This window comes from Streptomyces sp. NBC_00525, from assembly GCF_036346595.1.
Taxonomy (GTDB): domain Bacteria; phylum Actinomycetota; class Actinomycetes; order Streptomycetales; family Streptomycetaceae; genus Streptomyces.
Map to the genome: position 1 here is coordinate 5924200 of NZ_CP107834.1, position 21220 is coordinate 5945419.

Here is a 21220-nt window from a genome sequence, read left to right on the forward strand (position 1 = left end):
CTCCTTGACCTCCGCCAGGACGGACCCGCTGTGCGGCTCACCTCCGCTCGCGCGGAGAGGACTCGAGGACCGACTGCAGGCCGGTCGACGCCGACGGCTCACCTCCGCTCGCGTGGAGAGGACAGCCATCGCAGCTACCGGGCGACGACCACGACCGGCTCACCTCCGCTCGCGCGGAGAGGACGGCGGGAGGATCAGAGTGCGGTAGGAGCTGTACGGCTCACCTCCGCTCGCGCGGAGAGGACGCCAGCGACACCATCAGGGCCGACGCCGGGTCCGGCTCACCTCCGCTCGCGCGGAGAGGACCGGGCCGGAGGTGATGCGGACGGCCTCGGTGACGGCTCACCTCCGCTCGCGCGGAGAGGACGTGCCTAACCGGCGCGGTCCCGGCGCGCGGGTCGGCTCACCTCCGCTCGCGCGGAGAGGACAGCGGATGTACCGTCATGCATGGGTCGTGCTCCGGCTCACCTCCGCTCGCGCGGAGAGGACCCTCTTTGACCTGGCCTGTTAGAGGGGCTTTGCCGTTTCTTGGCTTTTGCGTTTGAAGGTGATCAGGGTGAGGCCGTTGAAGTCGAGGGGTTCGCGGCGTCGGGTTCCTGCTGTGTAGCTGGAAGCCCTGTTCGTTGTCGGCGGGGTGGGCGAGGCCGTCGTGGGTGCAGGCGGTGACGGCTGCCCATAGTTTGTCGCGGACTCGTGTGGAGACGGTGCTGACGTAAAGCCCGAGGGGGACTTGGAGGGGGCCGGCGGGTGAGGGTGTCTCGTAGGTGCGGCTCGGGTTGAGGAGTTGCTGGGTTGGACGGCCCTGAAGCCGGCCTTCGCCCAGCACGTTGTCGCCGGTGCTCCTCTCAGTCGCCTGCCGGACTTTGTTCGGTCAGGTCGGCGGTCTGCGGTGATTGCGTACAGGACCCGGAACGGAGCCGCGTGCGCGGGGGTGTCGGCGACGGCGAAGGGCTCGATGTCGTACTTGCGCAGCGGGAGTTCGCGGGATCTGGCCCGGTAGGGGAGCCCGGCTACCGTGCCGGCCGGTGGGGTGTCGGGTTTCCAGCGTACGGGGATGCACGGTTCGTCGATCAGGTTGTAGGCGCCCGTCGGCATGAATGTGTCCTGTCGTCGTTCAGGCGTGGGGAGGAGCGGAGCGGTCGGCCGGCCGTGCCGGGCACAGCAGGCCGAACCAGCCACAGGCAGTCTTGGTGCCGCTTGCCTGGAGCGCGAACGCCTCACCTGAAACGTAGTCCAAGCATGCAAGGCAAGTGATCAGGATGTGAAGATTACTCGGTCTCGAGGCCGACCTCGGAAATCGAGAGCGTCGAACGCCCGTGCCGACAGCTCCATCTGCCATCGGTGGGAGTCATCCGCAGCAAGACGAGCCCGCGCAGCGAAGGATGCGTTCCCCAACTCTTGGGAACTGCACTGTCGGCCACCTCGTCACGCAGCCAGCGCCCCGGCACGGGAGCGACGCGTCGTGCGACGTCGGCCAACTGGATCGCCGTCAGCCCGTCGCGGCCCCCGGTCGGCGCCGGGAGGCTGCCTTCGGGGTCGAGGGTGAATGCGCCGCCGGGCTGTTCGTAGAGGCAGAGCACCTGACCGGTATCAGCACCGAGCCGGGTCGTGAGCAGCTCTTCGCTCACTCCGGCCTCCCGAAGTGACAGCTTGCTCAGATCCCCGCGGACGTCAGCCGGTGCGCAGATCCCCGTCCAGGCAGCCATGTGCCGTTCGGCCGCCTCACGGGCCAGACGCTCCTCGTCGAGCCGGGCCAGTTCCGCACGAACCGCCTCGTCCGCTTTGTCGACGAAGTCCTCGTCGTACACCGCATCCACCAGCCGCTGCACATCATCCGGCACCGCGATCCCCTGCCCGGCGAGTTCCTCAAGCAGCCGCGAGGTGCGACGAAGCAGCGACGCGTCGTAGACGGTGCCCCACGAACGAGGCACCGAGGCGCCCTGCTCTTCCGGCAGGGGATCGAGCACCACAAGCACCGGCTCGTCCTCGGTGGCAGCCCACGCTGGGCGCCCCAACCCACCTCTGGCGTGACGGCGTGCACGGCCCGCACGTTGCAACAGCTGCGCCAGCGGCGCCAGGTCCGACACCACCAGATCGAAATCCAGGTCCAGTGACTGCTCGACCACCTGTGTCGCCACCAGCACGGACGCCGGACGCACCGCGACCGGCTCGTCGGACGGGACCGGCTTGCCGTAGGCCCGCTCACAATCGGCTGTGATCGATGCCCGTACGTCTGCCGGGTACCGGGAATGAAGCAGCCGCAGCCCACCCGGGCGCGCGGCAAGCTCGGGGAAAGCCGCCCGGAGGTCTTTATACGTCTGCTGGGCCTCGGCCACGGTCGTACAGCACACCAGTGCCGTACCACCCACCTCGGCGACCGGGGCCAGCACCTCGCGAAGTGCCGCTCTACGCCCGCCCTCGCGGACCCGCGAGCCAACCGGCTCCGTCGTGTCCCACGACACCAGCCTGCGGGACACCATCAGCGTCCTGGCCCTATTGCTCAGCGTGCCCCGGACAGCCGAGACCTCACCCGAGCCTCCGCTCGCGAACAACCAGCCCGGATAGCGCGGAGCCACAGCAGACGGCTCGTAGAACCCGGCACCGCGCCGGTAGGCGTCCACCAGGGAACCGGCCGAACGCCCCGTCAGCGTGGCCGACAACAGCACGACCGGCGCGCGCATCGCTCCCAGCCATTCCAGCAACCGAAGGAGCAGCTGGTGCATCCATGGCCCGTAGGCGTGGGCTTCATCCACGACGAACACCTTGTCCGACAGGCCGAACAGCCGCAGAAAGTTGTAGCGCAGGGGCAGCACCGCGCTCAGCGCCTGGTCGATGGTGCCGACACCCAGCGGAGCGAGCAGGCCGCGCTTCGGACCGCGCAACCACGCATCCGCCTCCACAACCGTCGACGCGCCCGCACTCACAACATCAGCCTGCCCAACAACATCACTGGACACGCCCCCCTCCCCACTGCCCGGCGAACTCAGCCAGGCCATGGAGTGCAGCAGCATCAACGCCCGCTCCCCGGACAACGCCTGGGAAGCGAAAGCCTCCACACGGGGCAGCATCGCATCCGCCGTACCCATCGTCGGCAGCGCGAAATACAGTCCCCGGCACCCTGCCGCGCGCCCCAATACCGAGGCGGCGAACAAGGCCCCCTCGGTTTTCCCGTCACCGGTCGGAGCCGTCACCAGCACCAGCCCAGGACCGTGCTCACGAACCAAACGGGGAAGATACTCGGCGAGATCCCGCTGCAGACTGTTCGGCTCAAAGGGGAACATGGCCGCAAAATCCTGCGAAGAAAACCGCGCCCTCCCCAGCCGCGCCGAACCCACGAGCTTCGGCGCAGCCCGCAACGCACCTTGCCAGTGCGCATCCACCTGCGCCGGCGTGCCTGACCAGCCGGAGGCCGGCAGGCGAGCCTTGATGGCCGAAGTCTGGCTCGCCAGCCAGTCGGCGACCACCACCAACCCGGCCACGATCACGGCCAGTCCGGCCGTAAGCCCCCCGGCAGGAACCGCAAAGGCTCCCATCACCCGCTGTACTTCCGCAAAGTGCGCCTGCCGCTGATCCGCCCATCCAGCCCCGCCCAGACCGGCGTTGTACGCACTGGCCTGCGCCACCTCCTTGGACTTCAGTACCGCTCCGAACGAACCATGGTGACCGCCCAGGAGCTGTGCGACCTGCTGGCTCACTGCACGGTGCATCCGACGCCGGTCACCCGGATAGCCAGCCTCTTCGAGCAACTGGAACAGGGACCAATGGGAGGCGATCTCGTGACGGAACTGCTTCTCCTGCTCCGCACCAGGCGCGCTCGCGTAAGCGGCGTCCGCGCGCAACAGTTCGTAGCAACTGGGCACCTGCGCCTGGAACGGAGGAGTGATCTTGCCGATGTCGTGCAACGCGGCCCAGAAGGAAACCACCACGCGTGCCTCCGACACACTCAGACCAAGCGCGCTTGCCACCGCCTCCCGGGTCTCCCGGCTCAGGACGACATCCCAGAGCTCTCCGAACACGGCACCCGTATCCAGCAGATGACAGATCACCGGGTACGGCCGAGGCAGCCCGCGTTCCTTCCCCCACATCCGCGCTTCCAAAGGACAGCCCCCCAGGGCACCTGCCATATCGCTCATATCCACGAACACTGAGATAGCACCCCCCAGTGACAGCGGGCCCAAATCCACACAACAGCGGGTGGCGCAAGGGATGGGCCGTACACTCGCTGCGCGATGTCTGCGAGAGAGAGCATGATGCGCCGTCATTCCAGGCAAACGGCTTTTCGTACGGGCAGGGGGCGAAGGGTCCACTCCGCGCGAGCGGAGGTGAGCCGATTCGGGAGTTGCGCAGCAAGCGCACCAAGCTGGGCCGTCCGCGCGGGCAGAGCGGTGCTGCCCGCTGTGGCCAGACGGACGCGGCCGTCCAGTGCTCCGGGCACGTGGGGAGAAGGTGTTGAGTTCGGGGCACGCTCTGCAAGGGCCTCGGTCTTCAGGTCTCGGAGAGTGGCGATCCGCACGCACTCCTCGCGGTAGCGGATGTCGTGCCGGCCCACAAGGGTAGGTACTGGCCTTGACGTGCCCGCAGGCGTATTGCCCTGTGAGGTCGCCGGCCGGTGCGATGTTCAGACGCCTGGCCACGCGGCCTTCAGGTGGAGTATCGCGGCGTGCATTCCGGTCGCGAAGCACAGCGCGGTCTTTTGGGTAGTGCACGGATGGCATCGGGGAAGGATTTTTTCCTGGCGCATGCTGACCGAGGACGACTTCCCGGCTTCGGCCGGAACGTGGAGGTGATCCCTGTGCCGTGGTCGCCGATGAGGCGGCTGAGCCGGTCCGCGAATGCAGCATCGTCGATACCGGAACCGATGATCTTGATGGTGGCCACGCTCCACATCGAGTCCAAGCCCGTGTCCCCGATACCTCCGGTCCTGGAGGCAGGACTGGAGGTGAGACGTGAGAGGGTGCAGGGCGTGAGTGAGACACCACCGAACACCCTGCAATACCGCTTCGACGGCCCCGAAGACGCCCCCGTCCTGGTCATCGGGCCCTCGCTCGGTACCACCTGGCACATGTGGGATCGGCAGATACCCGAGCTCACCCGGCACTGGAGAGTCTTCCGCTACGACCTCCCCGGTCACGGTGGCGCGCCCGCCCGGCCCGCTGCCGCCGTGTCGGAACTGGGCGACCGGCTGCTGGCCACGCTCGACGGTGTCGGGGTGCAGCGGTTCGGGTACGTGGGGTGCTCGATCGGCGGCGCGATCGGAGCCGACCTCGCGCTGCGGCAGCCGCACCGGGTCGCCGCGCTCGCCCTGGTGGCGTCCTCGGCCCGGTTCGGCAGCGCCGACGAGTTCCGGCAGCGCGGGGTCATCGTCCGCACCAACGGCCTGGAGCCCATGGCCCGCACCGCGCCCGAGCGCTGGTTCACGCCCGCGTACGCCGCCGCGCAGCCCGCCATCGTCGAGTGGGCCGTACAGATGGTGCGCACCACCGATCCGGGGTGCTACATCGCCGCCTGCGAGGCCCTGGCCGCCTTCGACATCCGTACGGAACTGAGCCGCATCCCGGTCCCCACCCTCGTCCTGGTCGGGGCGGAGGACCAGGTCACCGGTCCCGGCGACGCGCGGACCCTGGTCGCGGGCATCCCGGACGCCCGGCTCGCCCTGGTGCCCGGCGCCTCCCACCTCGCCCCCGTCGAGCAGCCCGGCGCGGTCACCGACCTCCTCCTCACCCACTTCTCCACCGCCTGGCAGGACACCCAGGCGGCCATCCCCATGCCCGACTCCGTGCCCCGGCTCACCGCCCCCGTGCAGCCCGTCGCGGAGATCGCCGCCGTGCAGGCCCCCGACGCCCCGCCCGGCGGGCGGCCCGACCCGTACGAGCCCGGCATGCGGCTGCGCCGCGAGGTCCTCGGCGACGCCCAGGTGGACGCGGCACTGGCCGATGCCGACGACTTCGCCGGCGACTTCCAGGAACTCGTCACCCGGTACGCCTGGGGCGAGGTGTGGAGCCGTGACGGGTTGGACCGGCGCACCCGCAGCACCGTCACGCTCACCGCGCTGGTGGCCTCCGGCCGGCTGGAGAGCCTGGCCGCGCACACCAGGGCCGCCCTGCGCAACGGCCTCACCCCGGCCGAGATCCGGGAGGTGCTGATGCAGACGGCCGTCTACTGCGGGATTCCGGCCGCGAGCGCCGCCTTCACGATCGCGCAGTCGGTGATTCGGGCGGAAACGACGCCGCCCGCGTAGCAGGATGGACGCATGAGCATCCAGCACGCCGAGAACACGGAGCGCCCGGGGCCGTCCGCGCTCACGCTGACCAAGCAGTCGCACTCCTGCATCCGCCTGGAGAAGGACGGGCGCGCGCTCGTCATCGATCCGGGCGGCTTCTCGGAGCGGGACGCCGCCATCGGCGCCCGGGTGATCCTCGTGACGCACGAGCACCCCGACCACTTCGACGAGGGACGGCTGCGGGCCGGGATGGAGGCCGACCCGGCCGCCGAGATCTGGACCCTGCGCAGCGTCGCCGACCGGCTGAGCGCGGCCTTTCCCGGGCGCGTGCACACCGTGGGCGACGGCGACACGATCACGGCCGCAGGGTTCGACATCGAGGTGCACGGCGAACTCCACGCCGTCATCCACCCCGACATCCCGCGCGTCACCAACATCGGCTTCCTCGTCGACGGCCAGGTCTTCCACCCCGGCGACGCCCTCACCGTGCCCGGCCGGGCCGTGGACACGCTGATGCTGCCCGTGATGGCCCCGTGGAACAAGATCTCCGAGGTCATCGACTACGTCCGCGAGGTGAAGCCGCGGCGCGCGATCGACATCCACGACGCGCTGCTCACCGACCTGGCACGGCCGATCTACGACCGGCAGATCGGCGAACTGGGCGGCGCCGACCACGGCAGGATGACGCCGGGCGACTCGACGGCCCTCTGACACCGCCGCCCCGGCGGCTGTCAGTGGCAGGCGTTAGGTTTACGTACATGCGCATCGCGACCTGGAACGTCAACTCGATCACCGCCCGTCTGCCGAGGCTGCTGGCCTGGCTGGAGAGCAGCGGCACGGACGTGCTGTGCGTCCAGGAGACCAAGTGCACCGCCGAGCAGTTCCCGGCGGACGCGCTCCGCGAGGCCGGCTACGAGTCCGCGGTCAACGCCACCGGCCGGTGGAACGGCGTGGCGCTGCTCTCCCGCGTCGGCCTGTCCGACATCGTCCTCGGACTGCCGGACGGACCGGCGTACGAGACCGCGCAGGAGCCCCGCGCGATCAGCGCGACCTGCGGCCCGGTGCGGCTCTGGTCGGTGTACGTGCCCAACGGCCGCGAGGTCGCCCACGAGCACTACGCGTACAAGCTGCGCTGGCTGGAGGCGCTGCGCAAGGCGGTCGCCGCCGACGCCGCGGGCCCGGCCCCCTTCGCCGTGCTCGGCGACTTCAACGTCGCCCCGACCGACGAGGACGTCTGGGACCCGGCCCTGTTCGAGGGGGCCACGCATGTCACGCCCGCCGAGCGCGAGGCGCTGGCCGCGCTGCGCGCCGAGGGCCTGTCCGATGTGATGCCCCGCCCCCTGAAGTACGACCGCCCCTACACCTTCTGGGACTACCGCGAGCTGCGCTTCCCCAAGAACAAGGGCATGCGCATCGACCTCGTCTACGGCAACGCCCCCTTCACCGCCGCCGTGGGCGACAGCTATGTGGACCGCGAGGAACGCAAGGGCAAGGGGGCCTCCGACCACGCCCCCGTGGTGGTCGACCTCGATCTCTGAGCCGCCCGCGGCCCGCGCGCCCTGTGGTGCGCGGGCGGACCGGGATGCGATTCTGAGCGGTATGAACATCCCTTTCCTGGACAACTGGCGTAAGCGTCACGGCGCGGCGCGGCGGACGGGGCTCGCGGGCGTCGCCGACGCCGATCCGGAGGGCGTGGCCGCGCTGCTCGCCGAGTGCGAGCTGCTCCGGGTCCGGGTGGGGGAGCGCGGCATCGAACTGGACGACAGTCCCGCCTCGTTGGAGGAGCTGGACCAGCTGCCGCCGCGCTGGCGCGACGACCCCGAGGAGCTGCCCTGGCTGGGCAACGACGCGGGCCTCTACCTCGGCACGGTGCTGGTGCGCAATGTCGCCGGGGCGCACTGGCACATCTGGCCGAGCGGCCAGCCCGTCGTCCGGCTCGCCTCCGGCCGCGAGATCGACGTCGTGGAAGCGGGGCTGGACTGGGCGATCTCCGGCAGCCCCGAGCTGTCCCAGGTGTACGCGGAGTCCGCCGAGGGCTGACCCGTACACCTGACGGACCACCGGCCGGCCATCCGAAGAGATAAAACGCCTTATGCACCATTGGTGCGTGTCGGTCGGGAAGTCCCTTGCCGGGCTGGTTAGTTTGCGCTGACCTCGACCGAGCGACAAGTGGGTAGGGCAGCGCATGGCCGTCGATCCGTTGATCGAGCTGCGAGACGTCAACAAGTACTACGGGAAGTTGCACGTCCTGCAGAACATCAATCTCACCGTCGGCCGCGGGGAGGTGGTGGTGGTCATCGGCCCGTCCGGCTCCGGCAAGTCGACGCTCTGCCGGACGATCAACCGGCTGGAGACGATCGAGTCGGGCCACATCACCATCGACGGGCAGCCCCTCCCCGAGGAGGGGCGGGGACTGGCCCAGCTGAGGGCCGAAGTCGGCATGGTCTTCCAGTCGTTCAACCTCTTCGCCCACAAGAGCGTGCTCGCCAACGTCTCGCTGGCCCAGATCAAGGTCCGCAAGCGCAAGAAGGACGAGGCGGACCAGCGCTCCCGCGAGCTGCTGGACCGGGTCGGGCTCGGCGCCCACGCCGACAAGTTCCCCGCCCAGCTCTCCGGCGGCCAGCAGCAGCGCGTCGCCATCGCCCGCGCCCTCGCCATGGACCCCAAGGCGCTCCTGTTCGACGAGCCGACCTCGGCACTCGACCCGGAAATGATCAACGAGGTCCTGGAAGTGATGCGGCAGCTCGCCCGCGAGGGCATGACGATGGTCGTCGTCACCCATGAGATGGGCTTCGCCCGCTCCGCCGCCAACCGCGTGGTGTTCATGGCCGACGGCTGCGTCGTCGAGGACCGCACTCCGGAGGACTTCTTCACCGCCCCGGAGAGCGACCGGGCCAAGGACTTCCTGTCCAAGATCCTCAAGCACTGACGGGAGGCCCGGAGTTGCGTACGACAAAAGCACTGGCCGCCTGCGCCGGTCTGCTGCTCGCCGTCCTCGCCGCCGGATGCGGCAAGGAGGGCAGCCCGCCGGTCAAGGGCCCCAAGGCCGACCAACTGCCCGTCTACCAGGTGGACACGGACTTCCGGCTGCCGGACTCCCGAACCTGGCGGAACGCCGAGAAGCGCGGCTATCTGCGGGTGGGCGCCAAGGAGGACCAGCCCTACCTGGGCGAGAAGGACCCCGCGACCGGCGTCTACTCGGGCTTCGACATCGAGATCGCCCGCATGCTGTCGGCCTCCCTCGGCTTCGCCCCCGACACGATCCGCTTCCGCACGATCGCCTCCGCCAACCGCGAGACGGCCCTGCAGAACGGGCAGATCGACTACTACGTCGGCACCTACACCATCAACGACATGCGCAAGAAGCTCGTCGGCTTCGCCGGCCCGTACTACATGGCCGGCCAGGGACTCCTCGTGCGCACCGACGAGAACGACATCCACGGCCCCCAGGACCTGGCCGGCAAGACCGTCTGCTCGGCCGCGGGCTCCACCCCGTACCAGCGGATCGCCGCCGACTACCCGAAGGCGGAGCTCGTCGCGTACGACACCTACTCCATCTGCGTCGACAACCTGCTGACGTACCAGGTGGACGTCGTCACCACCGACGACGCGATCCTGCTCGGCTTCGCCGCCAAGGCACCCGACGAGATGAAGGTCGTCGGCAAACCGTTCTCCGAGGAGCCGTACGGCATCGGCGTGCCGCGCGTCGACAACGCGCTGCGCCTCGCACTCGACGACGCGCTGGAGGCCAACGAGAAGAACGGCAACTGGAAGAAGGCGTTCGAGGCGACGCTCGGCCTGTCCGGCGCGCCCGCGCCCGAGCCGCCGCCCATCGACCGCTACCCGGCGAACTGAGAGGACGGCCCGCCCCATGGACGTACTCACCGACAATTTCTCGCTCTACGGCAAGGGTTTCCTCGGGACCGTCGAACTCACCGTCTACGCCTCGATCCTGGCGATGGTCCTCGGCTTCGTGATGGCCTCGTTCCGGGTGGCGCCGGTCGGCTCGCTCCGCGTCTTCGGCACGGTGTGGGTGACGATCCTGCGCAACACCCCGCTCACCCTGCTGTTCTTCGCCGTGCTCCTCGGCCTGCCGCGCTTCGGCCTGGTGCTGCCGTTCGAGGTCTTCGCCGTCCTCGCGCTGGGCTGCTACACCTCCGCGTTCATCTGCGAGGTGCTGCGCTCCGGCATCAACACCGTGCCCACCGGGCAGGGCGAGGCGGCCCGCAGCCTCGGGATGACCTTCGGGCAGACCCTCGGCAACATCGTGCTGCCGCAGGCGTTCCGCTCGGTGATCCCGCCCATCGGCTCGACGCTCATCGCGCTCGCCAAGAACTCGGCGATCGCCGGAGCGTTCAGCGTCACCGAACTCCTCGGCACCTACAAGACGCTCAACGAACTGGGCTTCAGCATCATCTGGACCTTCGTCTGGATCGCCGTGGGGTACCTCATCATCACCCTCACCATCAGCGCGCTCTTCCATGTGATGGAGAAGCGCTGGGGAGTCGCCCGATGACCGCCCACACCGCGCCCGCCGCGAACGCCCTCTACGACATCCCGGGCCCGCACACCCGTAAACGCCACCGCCTCTACGGGCTCGTCTCGACCCTCCTCATCCTCGCCCTCATCGGCTGGGTCGTCTATCTCCTGTTCGACACCGACCAGTTCACCGCCGCCAAGTGGACACCCTTCGAGTACAAGGGCATCCAGGAACTCCTGCTGCGCGGCCTCGGCAACACCCTCAAGGCATTCGCGTACGCGGCCGTCCTGTCGCTGGTGCTGGGCGCCGTGCTCGCGGTGGGGCGGCTCTCCGACCACCGGCCGGTGCGCTGGATCGCCACGATCCTCGTCGAGTTCTTCCGCGCGATGCCCGTGCTGGTGATGATCTTCTTCGTCTTCGTGGCGCTGAAGGTGCAGCCGCTCCCCGCGCTGGTCACCGGACTCACCCTCTACAACGGCTCGGTGCTCGCCGAGGTGTTCCGCACCGGCATCAACTCCGTCGAACGCGGCCAGCGCGAGGCCGCGTACGCGCTCGGCATGCGCAAGACGCAGGTCACCACGTTCGTCCTCGCCCCGCAGGCGGTGCGCGCCATGCTGCCCACCATCATCAGCCAACTGGTGGTCGCCCTGAAGGACACCTCGCTGGGCTACCTGATCACCTACGAGGAATTCCTCCACGCCGGGAAGCTCATCGCGTCCAACCTGGACTACGATCTGCCTTTCATCCCCGTGGTGATGGTGATCTCACCGATCTACATCGGGATGTGCATGCTGCTCTCCTGGTTCGCCACCTGGGTGGCGAAGCGGCAGCGACGCAATCCGAAGACGGAGGCGGTGGGCGTCGGACCGGCACAGCCCGGCACGCTGATGCCGGGAGGGCGGTAAAAAGACGGGAGCGGGGTCCGACCGGCAGCAGTCGGTGATCACTTCACGCCACGGCGGGAAGAAGGTCAGCTGCGCGCCGGCGGACCGGTCAGCCGAGCGCGCTCCGCGTCCGCCAGTCGGCCCAGGAGACGTTCCACGCCCCGTAGCCGTTGCCCTCCGCGACCGTGCCCTTGGTGTCCTTGCCGGTGATCTCGAACGGGTCGCCGACGCGCACCTGCCGGTAGAGGGCCGCGGCGTCCGCGTCGCTCATCCCCACACACCCCGAACTGTGGTTGGCCCGCCCGAAGTACGCCGCGTTCCACGGGGCCGCGTGGGCGTACATGCCCGACCAGGTCAGCCGCATCGAGTAGTCGACCATCTTGTCGTAGGCGTCGCCCAGGCCCACCGTCTCGGAGCGCATGTTGATCGTGCCCTCCTTCGACATCAGCACCGCCGTCCCGCGCCACGACCGCTTGTCCCCGCCCGGCGTACCGCCCGACACCGGCACGTCCATGACCGTACGGCCGTCGCGCCGCAGCGTCAGCCGGTGCCGGTCCAGGTCCACCTCGACCACCTGGCTCGCGCCCACCGTGAACGCCGTCGCGTAGTCCCGTACGAAGAAGCCGCCCGCCGGGCCGGAGTCGACGCCGTTCAGCTCGGCGTCCAGGGTGATGCGGGTGCCCGGCTTCCAGTACTTCTCGGGGCGCCAGTCGACGCGGTCGCGGCCCGAGTGGTCGCGCACCCAGCCCCACGCGCCCTCGGTGTCATTCGACGTGGACACCTTGAGGGCCTTCTCCACGGCGGCCTTGTCCTTCACCGGGTTGTCGAACACGATCGACAGCGGCTGCGCGATCCCGACCGTGGTGTTCTTGCCGGGGGCCAGGGTCAGCTTGTTCACCTTGCCCGCCGCCCGCGTCGTGAACGACGCCGTGTCGCCGCTGCCCGAGGTGTCCCGCGCCTTCACGCGGTACGTGGTGCCGGGCGCCGCCATCCGGTCCGACGTCCAGGTCCGGCCGTCGGCGGATATCCGGCCGGTGAGCGCCCCGCCCCCGTCGGCCGACACCGTCACCTCGCGCAGCTTCCCGGCCGCCAGCGTCACCGTCACCGGCCGGCCCGCCACCGCCGAGGTGCCGTGCGGGCTCACCGAGATGGCGGCCGGGGCCGCCGCCTCGGACGGAGCGGCCCCGCCCCCGCCGCCGGCCCCCCGGTCCGTCGCGGCGGCGCCACCGGAGCAGGCCGTGAGGGCGAGGCCGAGCACCGCGGCCCCGGTGACCAGCGCCAACCGGGCGGGGCGCGGCGGACGCGCCGGAACCAGGAATGCGCGCATCGCAGGAGAGACGGGAGACATGGGAATCAAGGGGAAACCTCCAGGTTTCTGCCGGATCGCAGGCGGCGACGCATCGGAGCCTAGGTTCCGTACATCCGCGCAGAAACCGGATCGCGCTGTGTGACGGCAAGCGGAGCGCAACGGTCATCGTCCGGTCACATTCGGCGCGCGGAGCCGTCACAGACCGCTGTGAGCATCCTGTGCAGCCCGCGGAGCAGACCGCGGGGACGTACGAGGGAGGGCCACCGACATGTCAGCGCTGCTCGCCACGGGAGACCGCAGCCGCGAACGGGACCTGCGCGTACACGGCCTCACGGCCGCCGAGCACCGCGCCCACCTCGTTACCCACCCCGACGCCGGCTTCCTCCAGCACCCCTCCTGGGCCGGTGTGAAGGAGGGCTGGAGGTCCGAGAGCCTCGGCTGGCACGACGAGTGCGGCACACCGCGCGGCAGCGCCCTCGTCCTCTACCGGCAGTTCCCCGGCACCCGGAAGTACTTCGCCTACCTCCCCGAGGGGCCCGTCACCGACTGGGCCGATCCCGCGATGGACCGGTGGCTGCGCCCGCTGCTCGCGCATCTGCGCGCGGCCGGAGCCTTCGCCGTGCGCATCGGTCCTTCCCCCGCCTACCGGCGCTGGGACGGCGCCCGGCTCAAGGCCGCCACCGGCCCCGGACGTACCGTCGGCGACGTGCTGGCCAGTGAGGTCGATCCGGTCGGCGCCGCCGTCGCCGACCGGCTGCGGGCTCGCGGCTGGCGGCGCTGCGGCGGGGACGGCGACGACGCCGACGCCCAGCCCCGGTACGTCTTCCGGGTCCCGCTCGCCGGCCGCACCACCGAGGACCTGTGGTCCGGGCTCAACCAGGAATGGCGCCGCAACGTGCGCCGCGCCCGCACCGCCGGGGTACGCGTCGTCACCGGCGGCGCGGCCGAACTCCCCGAGTTCCACCGGCTGCTGAGGATCACCGAGGAACGCGACGGCTTCCGGCTCGGCCGCTCGCTCGCCTACTACCAGCGCCAGTACGCGGCGCTCAACGCCGAACACCCCGGCCGCATGAAACTCCGCCTGGCCGTGCACGACGGCGAGATCCTGGCCGCCCACACCATGATCAGCACCGGCCGGCGGGTCTGGTACCAGACCGGCGCGTCCGCCGACCACCGCCGCGAGGTGCGTCCCAGCAACGCCCTCCAGTGGCAGATGCTGTGCGACGCACGGGACGGCGGCGCCGAGGTGTACGACATGCGCGGGGTATCCTCCACCCTCGATCCCGACGACCGCCCCTTCGGGCTGCTGCGCTGGAAGCTCGGCACCGGCGGGCAGGTCGTGGAGACCCTCGGAGAGTGGGAGACATCGGTGGGCGGAGCCGCCAACAACACGTTGTACCGGGCGTTCCAGGCGTACCTGGCCCGCCGATGACCGCCGCAGGCACCGCCCCAGGGGCGGCCGCTCCCGAACAGCCCGGCGCCCAGCAGCCCGGCCCGCAGCAGCCCGACGCCGAACAGTCCGGCTCCGGGCAGCCCGGCGCCCGCGGCTCCGGCTCGGTGCTGCGCAGCGGCGCGGTGATGGCCGCGGGCTCGATCGTCTCAAGGGCCACCGGGTTCATACGCTCGGCGATCGTCGTCGCCGCGCTCGGCACCGGGCTGCGCGCGGACGGCTACACGGTCGCCAACACCCTGCCCAACATCCTCTACATGCTCCTCATCGGCGGCGCCCTCAACGCCGTCTTCGTCCCCGAACTCGTACGCGCCGCCAAGGAGCACGCCGACGGCGGCGCCGCCTACACCGACCGCCTGCTCACCCTGTGCACCACCGGACTCCTCGTCCTCACCGGGCTCGCCGTCCTCGCCGCACCCCTGATCGTCTCGGTGTACGCCCCCACCTACGAGGGCGACCAGGCCGAACTCACCATCGCCCTGGCCCGCTACTGCCTGCCGCAGATCTTCTTCTACGGCCTGTTCACGCTCCTGGGCCAAGTGCTCAACTCCCGCGACCGGTTCGGTGCGATGATGTGGACACCCGTCCTCAACAACCTCGTGATCATCGCCGTGTTCGGGCTCTACCTCTGGACGGCCGTCGGCTCCGACGGCACCCTCACCGCGGACCAGGCGCGGTGGCTGGGCTGGGGCACCACGGCGGGCATCGCCGTACAGAGCCTCGCCCTGCTGCCCTCGCTGCGCGGCGCGAAGTTCCGCTGGCGGCCCCGCTTCGACTGGCGCGGCAGCGGACTGACCCGGCCGCTGCGCGCCGCCGGCTGGCTCGTCATGCTCGTCCTCACCAACCAGGCCGCCTACTGGGTCGTCACCCGGCTCGCCACCGCCAGCGGCCAGCACGCGGCGGACCAGAACGTCGCGGGCGGCGCCGGCTACACCGCGTACAGCTACGCCTATCAGCTGTGGGTCGTACCGCAGGGCATCGTGACCGTCAGCCTCGTCACCGCGCTGATGCCCCGCATGAGCCGGGCGGCGGCCGCCGGCGACCTCGCCGGAGTGCGCCGGGACCTCTCGTACGCCCTGCGCACCTCGGCCGCCGTCGTCGTTCCGGCCGCCGCGCTGCTCCTCGCGCTCGCGCCCTGGGTGATGGGCTCGGTCTTCGGCTACGGGCGCACCGACCACGCCGACATCACGGTGATGGCGGGCATGATGGCCGCGTTCGCGCCCGGCCTCGTCGCCTTCTCCGGGCAGTACGTGCTCTCCCGCGGCTTCTACGCGATGAGCGACACCCGCACCCCGTTCCTGCTGAACCTCGTGATCGCGGCCCTCAACGCCGGACTCACCGTCGTCGCCTACCTCACCCTGCCCGCGCGCTGGGCGGTGACCGGCATGGCGGGCGCCTACTCCGCCGCCCTGCTCGCCGGCTTCGCCGTCACCGCGTACGTACTGCACCGCCGAGTCTCCCCGCCCGGCACGGCCCGCCCGTCGCTCGCCCGCTCGCCCGGCGTATGGGCGCATGTGCGGCTGGGCGTCGCCTGCGTACCGGCCGGACTGCTGGCGTACGGGGTGGCCCGCGCGGTCGACACGGAGGGCTCCGGCCTCGGCGACCTGGCCGCGCTCGGCGCCGGCACGGCCGTCTTGGCGCTGGTCGTGGCGGCGCTCGCCCGGCCGCTGCGGCTCGACGAGGTGACCACCGCGCTGAGCGCCGTCCGGGGCAGGCTGCGACGCGGCTGACCCCGCCTCGTTCGCCCGCCCGTTCGAAACCGTTCCCCGACCGCTGGGATACTGACGCCATGCCGCGCGTGCTCCTGATCGAAGACGACCCCTCCGTGCGCGAAGGGGTCGAGCTGGGCCTGCGCAGACGCGGCCACGACCTGCGGGCCGTCGCCACGGGCGAGGCCGGGCTCGCCGCGCTGGGCGAGTTCCGGCCCGACCTCGTCCTCCTCGACCTGATGCTGCCCGGCATGAACGGCGTCCAGGTCTGCCGCCGCATCCGCGAGACCAGCCAGCTGCCCGTGATCATGCTCACCGCGCGCGGCGACGACTTCGACGTCGTCGTGGGCCTGGAGGCCGGCGCCGACGACTACATCGTCAAACCCGCCCGCACCGAGGTCATCGAGGCCCGCATCCGCGCCGTCCTGCGCCGCCTCACCGCCCCCGCCGGGCGCGGCGGCACCGAGGCGCACGGCGAACTGACCGTGGACCGCGCGGGCCTCACCGTCGCCAAGTCCGGCGAACGCCTGCTCCTCGCCCCCTCCGAACTCAAGCTGCTGCTCCACCTCTCGGCCTCGCCCGAACAGGTCTTCAGCCGCCAGCAACTCCTGGAGTACGTGTGGGAGCACAGCTACCACGGGGACGCCCGGCTGGTCGACGCCTGCGTACGCCGGCTCCGCCAGAAGATCGAGGACGTCCCCGGCACCCCCCGCTACATCCAGACGGTCCGCGGCTTCGGCTACCGCTTCGGCCCCGTGACTGGCGCCGGGCCGGGCAGAGCCGACAAGGCCCCCCTCGCGTGAAACCGTTCGCCGCCCGCTTCGGCCTGCGCACCCGGCTCGTCGCGGCGTTCCTGTTCGTCGCCGCCGTCAGCGCCGCCACCACCGCCGCGCTCACCTACCGCGAGGCCCGCTCGGCGATCCTCCAGCAGGCCCAGGACACCGCCGTCGCCCAGTTCCGCGACCGGCTCGGCACCCAGTCCGTCACCCTGCCGCTGGACGCGGAGCAGCTGCGCCGGGTGTGCCTCGGGCTCGCCCGCGCGGGCAGCGCGCACAGCTGGACCGTGTTCGCCGAGTACGGGGACCTGAAGGTCTCCTCATCGGACCGGCCCACCTCCGAGGTGATCACCGACGAACTGCGGGAGGACACCCGCACCGCCACCCACGGCTCCTTCCAGCGCGTTGTCAGGAACGGCGAACCCTGGCTGACCGTCGGCATGCCCGCCCTCTTCGACCAGGGCGACGGCAGCCAGCCCACCGGCCTGGTCCTCTACGCCGTGATGCCGCTCTCCGCCGAGGAGGCGAACATCGCCGCCATGCTCACCGCCGCCCGCGACGGCGCCCTGCCCGCCCTGCTCATCGCCCTCGTACCCGCCCTGCTCGCCGCCCGTAGCGTCCTGCGCCCCGTCCGCGACCTGCGCCGGGCCGCCGCGGGCATCGGCCGGGGCGAACTGGACACCCGGATCACCGTCCGGGGCTCCGACGAACTCGCCGACCTCGCCTGGACGTTCAACGAGTCCTCGACCAAGCTCCAGGAGTCCGTGGACGAGCTGCGCCGGGCCGAGCAGCGGGCCAGGCGCTTCGCCTCCGACGTCTCCCACGAACTGCGCACCCCGCTCGCCGGCATGCTCGCCGTGACCGAGGTGCTGGACGAGGACGCCGCTGAACTGCGCTCCGACACCGCCGCCGCCGTCCGCCTGATCAGCGCGGAGACCGGCAAACTCGCCACCCTCGTCGAGGACCTGATGGAGATGTCCCGGTTCGACGCCCGCGCGGCCGACCTCCACCTGGACGAGGTCGATGTCGCCGAGACCGTGCGCAAGACGCTCCAGAGCCGCCGCTGGGACGACCGGGTCGGCACCGAACTCGCCGCCGGCGTAAGGGCGGCGCTCGACCCGCGCCGCTTCGACGTGATCGTCGCCAACCTGGTCGGCAACGCCCTGCGGCACGGCGCCGAGCCCGTGACCGTACGGGCGCGCTCCGGGCGGACCGAGGACGGCGACCGGCTCGTCGTCGAGGTCGAGGACAGCGGGCCCGGCATCGACGCGGCGGTGCTGCCGCACATCTTCGACCGGTTCTACAAGGCGGACGCGGCCCGCACCAGGTCGGCCGGCAGCGGGCTCGGCCTGGCCATCGCCCAGGAGAACGTCCGGCTGCACGGGGGCACGGTGCGCGCGGCGAACCGCCCCGAGGGCGGTGCGGTGTTCACCGTGGACCTGCCGCTGGGGGAGCGGTGAGGGCCGGACGCGCGCTCGGCGCGCTGCTGCCGGTGCTGCTGCTCGCCACGGGGTGCGGCATCCGCGCCACGGACGTGGTGGCGGCCGGTGAACCGGCGCGCGTCGAGGTCGCCCCGGTCGGCCGGCTGGGCACCCTGCTGTACTTCGTCTCCTCCTCCACGTCCACCCGGCTGCTCCCGGTGATCCGCCAGATCGATCCGGCGGGCGCGAAGGGGGACCCGCTGGGCAGGGACCCGCTGGGCAGGGACCCGCTGGTGGGCGCGCCCGCGACGCTCGCGCTGCTCTTCCGGGGCCCGACGGGCCAGGAACGGGCGGCGGGCCTGCGCTCGGAACTCCCGGCGCTGCGGGTGAACGCGGGCGTGGAACTCAGCGCGCAGGGCGTACGGGTCACCTTGGACGTCCCCGTCATCGGCTTCTCCGAGGCGGCCCGCCAGCAGCTCATCTGCACGGCGGCCCGCGCCCGCACCGCGGACCGCACCGAGGCGGTCACCATCACCGGCACGGACGGCACCATCGGCCCGGCCCGCTGCTCGGTGTGACCGCGCCGCCCCCGGGCGCGCTGTCGGCGGGGTGCTCAGCCGGCCTTGCGGGCGACCGCTCCGTAGCCACCGGCCGGTGTCCGGGCCGCGTACGGCGCGTCCGGCCGCCAGGACGATACGGGCACGAGGCCGGGCTCCAGGAGTTCGAAGCCGTCGAGGAACTCCGCGATCTCGTGGCGGGAGCGCGGGGTGAGCGGTGTGGTGGCGGTGGCGTAGACGGCTTGGGCCGCGCTGCAGTCGGCGAAGTCGTCGGTGGCGTGCGAGAGCACCAGACAGCTGCCGGCCACCAGCGCGTCGCGCAGGGCGGCGACGGCCTGTTCGGGCCGCTCCGCGCGCGAGAGGAAGTGGAGCACGGAGACCAGGAGCAGCGCGACGGGCCGGCCGAAGTCGATGACGTCGCGGACGCGCGGATGCTCCACGATGCCGTGCGGGTCGCGGAGGTCGGCGAGCGCGACGCCGACCCGGCCGGACCCGCTGAGCAGGGCGTCCGCGTGCGCGATGACGATCGGGTCGTTGTCGACGTACGCCACGCCCACTCCGGGCGCCGTCGCGCGGGCGACCTCGTGCACATTGGGGTGGTGCGGCAGCCCGGCGCCTATGTCGATGATCTGCCGTACGCCCGCGGCGACGACGTGGCGGACCGCGCGTTCCAGGAAGGCGCGGTTGGCGCGGGCGCCGGCCCGCTCCTGGGAGGCGGCCGCGACCAGCGCGTCACCGGCCCGCTCGTCCACCCGGTAGTTGTCCTTGCCGCCGAGTAGGTAGTCGTAGATCCTTGCGGAGTGGGGCCGGCCGGTGTCGATCACCGGGGCGGGTAAGCCGTGCTGCCTCACGTGGCGCTCCTCTCGGCGGTCGCTGCGATCCTGCCTTTGCGTCCGACAACGTGTCAACTAAAGTACACAAGAGCAAGATCAATGAGGGCGAGAGAGAATCACCACGTGAGTGCGAGCTGTGACGAGGGAGAGCCCCGGCCGGGCGCGGCCACCGAGGGCCGGCACCCGGAAGCGCGGTCCCTCGCGCACAAGCTGAAGGCGCTCATGGCCGACCGCAGGGACGCGCGGGGCAGACCCTATGTCTCCCGCACCCTGTCGCGGGCCGTCGACGATCTGCCCGACCCGCCCGCGTCCGCGTCGTTCGCGCTCATCGCGAAACTCGCCGGCGGCCAGCAGGACAACCCGACGGTCAAGACCGTCCTCGCCCTGTGCCGGGCCCTCGGTGACGTACCGCCGGCCCATCTGCTGCCGCACCCCGGCTACGACGACCTCGCGGCGCTCGAAGCCTTCGAGGACCCGCTCGCCCGCCGCGTGCTCGTCCTGCTGGACGAACTGCCGGAGAGCGAGGTCCGCGCGCTGGTCGCCCAGCTGGAACACCGGCGCGACGTCCTCGGTCTTCCTCCCGTACCGGACGGCGGGCCGGACGGCGGGCCGGGCCGCGTACCGGAGGACCGGCCCGACGACCGGCCGACGGGCGGGAAGCCGAAGCGGGCCCGGCGACGACGGACCGAAACCGAAGCCGCCCAATACGCGGCCGACGCACTGGAAGGTCTCTGATGGACGGCATCATATTCGGCGCCTGCGCGGTGGCAGGTGTGCTCGTCACCGTGCTCTGCGCCCGGAGAGCCATGCACCACCCGCGCGTGTTCACCTGGTTAATCGCCGTCGCCTTCGGTGTGTGCACCGTGGGGGTCTTCTTCGCGATCCCCGCGGTCGCCGAGACCGCCGAGGACGTCACCGGACTGGACAACGCCGGGAAGCTGGTGGCCCACGTCTGCGCCATCCTGTGGTGCGCGGCCCTGCAGATGACGATGGTGGACCTGGCCTACCGCCCGGAGTACCTGCGTACCGCCATGTATCAGCGCGGATTCGCGGCCGTCGTCGAACTGGCCGTCATGGTCCCGCTCTTCCTTGCCGTGAACGGCCGGGACGTCGAGTTCACCACGGCGTACGCGGACGAGCCCTCCGTGGCCGCCTATCTGCTCGTCTACCTCTCCTACGTCCTGGTCACCTGCGGAGAGCTCGCCTTCATGTGCGGCCGCACGGCCCGCCGGTGCCGGACGACCCGCCCCTGGACCGGTGCCGGCTTCACCCTGTGCGCCGTCGCGGCCGTCCTGGGTGTCGCCTACACCATGTCCAAGGGGTCGTACCTCGTCTTCCACGCGCTCGGCAGCCCGTGGTCCCTCGGCGTCGAGGAGAAGCTGAGCCCGGCCCTGAGCGGCCTCGCCGTCCTCTTCCTGTTCGTCGGGCTGACCATGCCGATGCTCGGCGGCCTGCTCCGGCGCATGCGCGGCCGCGCACGGACCGCTGAGGGCCTGGACCACTGAACGCCTCCCCCTCCCGGCCCGCCCGGAACCCGGTTGCATAAGGGGTGCTCGACCTGCGTGAGGCGGGCTTGGGGGA

Annotated in this window: 18 protein-coding genes, 2 pseudogenes and 1 CRISPR repeat array (1 of these 21 cut by a window edge); of the genes and pseudogenes, 15 read left to right on the forward strand and 5 right to left on the reverse strand. The window is 71.1% G+C overall.

The genetic code is table 11. From position 1 onward, the window contains the following. Positions 1–489: a CRISPR direct-repeat array (repeat unit 29 nt; unit sequence CGGCTCACCTCCGCTCGCGCGGAGAGGAC) (it extends 698 nt beyond the left edge of the window). A 166-nt stretch (positions 490–655) separates the two neighbouring features. The 3 genes and pseudogenes from OG710_RS25980 to OG710_RS25990 all read right to left on the reverse strand — a co-directional run. Then, positions 656–826 (reverse strand): annotated as a pseudogene (locus tag OG710_RS25980) (hypothetical protein); the annotation flags it as partial. Between the two features lie 442 nt (positions 827–1268). Further along, positions 1269–4133 (reverse strand): CRISPR-associated helicase Cas3', encoded by a 2865-nt coding sequence (gene cas3 / locus OG710_RS25985; RefSeq protein WP_330241482.1) that lies wholly within the window; start codon positions 4131–4133, stop codon positions 1269–1271. 506 nt (positions 4134–4639) lie between these two features. Beyond that, positions 4640–4908, reverse strand: a pseudogene (locus OG710_RS25990) (TraM recognition domain-containing protein); the annotation flags it as partial. A 55-nt stretch (positions 4909–4963) separates the two neighbouring features. On the opposite strand from OG710_RS25990, the gene pcaDC reads away from it, so the two are divergent. From pcaDC to OG710_RS26030, 8 genes are all read left to right on the forward strand, one after another. Further along, complete coding sequence (gene pcaDC / locus OG710_RS25995) at positions 4964–6238, forward strand: bifunctional 3-oxoadipate enol-lactonase/4-carboxymuconolactone decarboxylase PcaDC (RefSeq protein ID WP_330241483.1); 1275 nt, start codon at positions 4964–4966, stop codon at positions 6236–6238. Positions 6239–6250: 12 nt separating this feature from the next. Beyond that, a complete protein-coding gene (locus OG710_RS26000) occupies positions 6251–6931 on the forward strand; it encodes an MBL fold metallo-hydrolase (protein ID WP_111339093.1) in 681 nt (226 codons plus the stop codon). A gap of 47 nt (positions 6932–6978) precedes the next feature. After that, positions 6979–7758 (forward strand): exodeoxyribonuclease III, encoded by a 780-nt coding sequence (locus OG710_RS26005; protein WP_111339094.1) that lies wholly within the window; start codon positions 6979–6981, stop codon positions 7756–7758. A gap of 61 nt (positions 7759–7819) precedes the next feature. After that, on the forward strand, positions 7820–8260 hold the full coding sequence (locus OG710_RS26010; protein ID WP_330241484.1) for a DUF6278 family protein: 441 nt from the start codon (positions 7820–7822) through the stop codon (positions 8258–8260). A gap of 145 nt (positions 8261–8405) precedes the next feature. Then, positions 8406–9149: an amino acid ABC transporter ATP-binding protein gene (locus OG710_RS26015; RefSeq protein ID WP_330241485.1), complete on the forward strand. Its 744-nt coding sequence runs from the start codon at positions 8406–8408 to the stop codon at positions 9147–9149. 14 nt (positions 9150–9163) lie between these two features. Further along, on the forward strand, positions 9164–10075 hold the full coding sequence (locus tag OG710_RS26020; RefSeq protein ID WP_330241486.1) for a glutamate ABC transporter substrate-binding protein: 912 nt from the start codon (positions 9164–9166) through the stop codon (positions 10073–10075). 16 nt (positions 10076–10091) lie between these two features. After that, positions 10092–10736, forward strand: coding sequence for an amino acid ABC transporter permease (locus OG710_RS26025; protein WP_330241487.1), 645 nt, complete (start codon positions 10092–10094; stop codon positions 10734–10736). Continuing rightward, on the forward strand, positions 10733–11605 hold the full coding sequence (locus tag OG710_RS26030) for an amino acid ABC transporter permease (RefSeq protein WP_330241488.1): 873 nt from the start codon (positions 10733–10735) through the stop codon (positions 11603–11605). The genes OG710_RS26025 and OG710_RS26030 overlap by 4 nt, the downstream gene beginning before the upstream one ends. Positions 11606–11693: 88 nt before the next feature. On the opposite strand, the gene OG710_RS26035 is transcribed toward OG710_RS26030, so the two are convergent. Then, positions 11694–12932, reverse strand: coding sequence for an Ig-like domain-containing protein (locus tag OG710_RS26035; RefSeq protein ID WP_443064297.1), 1239 nt, complete (start codon positions 12930–12932; stop codon positions 11694–11696). A 229-nt stretch (positions 12933–13161) separates the two neighbouring features. Between OG710_RS26035 and OG710_RS26040 the strand changes: the two genes are divergently transcribed. From OG710_RS26040 to OG710_RS26060, 5 genes are read left to right on the forward strand one after another with little or no spacing between them, the layout of a single operon-like run. Continuing rightward, positions 13162–14325 (forward strand): lipid II:glycine glycyltransferase FemX, encoded by a 1164-nt coding sequence (locus tag OG710_RS26040; RefSeq protein ID WP_330241490.1) that lies wholly within the window; start codon positions 13162–13164, stop codon positions 14323–14325. Further along, the gene (murJ, locus tag OG710_RS26045) at positions 14322–16073 is read left to right on the forward strand and encodes a murein biosynthesis integral membrane protein MurJ (RefSeq protein ID WP_330241491.1); all 1752 of its coding nucleotides are present in this window, start codon (positions 14322–14324) and stop codon (positions 16071–16073) included. The genes OG710_RS26040 and murJ overlap by 4 nt, the downstream gene beginning before the upstream one ends. A gap of 59 nt (positions 16074–16132) precedes the next feature. Next, positions 16133–16855, forward strand: coding sequence for a response regulator transcription factor (locus tag OG710_RS26050; protein ID WP_330241492.1), 723 nt, complete (start codon positions 16133–16135; stop codon positions 16853–16855). Next, positions 16852–18288 carry a sensor histidine kinase gene (locus OG710_RS26055; protein WP_330241493.1) on the forward strand — a complete coding sequence of 479 codons (1437 nt, stop codon included), beginning with the start codon at positions 16852–16854 and terminating at the stop codon, positions 18286–18288. Before OG710_RS26050 ends, OG710_RS26055 begins: the two co-directional genes overlap by 4 nt. After that, a complete protein-coding gene (locus tag OG710_RS26060; RefSeq protein ID WP_330241494.1) occupies positions 18285–18827 on the forward strand; it encodes a hypothetical protein in 543 nt (180 codons plus the stop codon). The genes OG710_RS26055 and OG710_RS26060 overlap by 4 nt, the downstream gene beginning before the upstream one ends. A 35-nt stretch (positions 18828–18862) precedes the next feature. Here the strand turns inward: OG710_RS26060 and OG710_RS26065 are convergent, their stop codons facing one another. Further along, complete coding sequence (locus tag OG710_RS26065; RefSeq protein WP_330241495.1) at positions 18863–19657, reverse strand: SAM-dependent methyltransferase; 795 nt, start codon at positions 19655–19657, stop codon at positions 18863–18865. A gap of 105 nt (positions 19658–19762) precedes the next feature. Between OG710_RS26065 and OG710_RS26070 the strand changes: the two genes are divergently transcribed. Beyond that, positions 19763–20374, forward strand: coding sequence for a hypothetical protein (locus OG710_RS26070; protein ID WP_330241496.1), 612 nt, complete (start codon positions 19763–19765; stop codon positions 20372–20374). Further along, positions 20374–21144, forward strand: a complete 771-nt coding sequence (locus OG710_RS26075) for a hypothetical protein (protein WP_330241497.1) — start codon at positions 20374–20376, stop codon at positions 21142–21144. Before OG710_RS26070 ends, OG710_RS26075 begins: the two co-directional genes overlap by 1 nt. Positions 21145–21220 lie beyond the last annotated feature (76 nt).